Below are 210 nucleotides of genomic sequence, written 5' to 3'. Positions count from 1 at the left end.
GTAGGGGTAGCGGACGACTCGTTCGGCCCGGATGGACGGCGCCCAGACCGGGAGCATGTTCGTCATGAACTCGCCCGGCCGCACCATCGTCCACTCCACACCGGAGTCCATCACCGCCTGCTCCACCACCGGGTGGTGATGGGTGTCGAGGCCGACGGTGACGGCCGCGGCGGAGAGCACGACGATCCTCCGCACGCCCGCCTTTCGAGC

The 210-nt window shown here is 69.5% G+C and carries 1 protein-coding gene and 1 pseudogene (1 of these 2 only partly in view); both read right to left on the bottom strand.

Annotated elements, in window-relative coordinates; all coding sequences use genetic code 11:
- Positions 1–195, bottom strand: a pseudogene (locus CCN37_RS40730) (NmrA family transcriptional regulator); the annotation flags it as partial.
- Positions 111–210, bottom strand: the final stretch of a protein-coding gene (locus CCN37_RS41405) for an NAD(P)H-binding protein (RefSeq protein ID WP_246842928.1). 143 nt of this gene lie beyond the right edge of the window; the window shows 100 of its 243 coding nt (coding positions 144–243); the start codon falls outside the window, past its right edge; its stop codon occupies positions 111–113. The gene CCN37_RS41405 and the pseudogene CCN37_RS40730, both read right to left, overlap by 85 nt.

This window comes from Allokutzneria sp. NRRL B-24872, from assembly GCF_002155965.1.
Taxonomy (GTDB): domain Bacteria; phylum Actinomycetota; class Actinomycetes; order Mycobacteriales; family Pseudonocardiaceae; genus Allokutzneria.
Note: the sequence above shows the minus strand (reverse complement) of the source record. Positions and strands in the feature narration are given on the sequence as shown.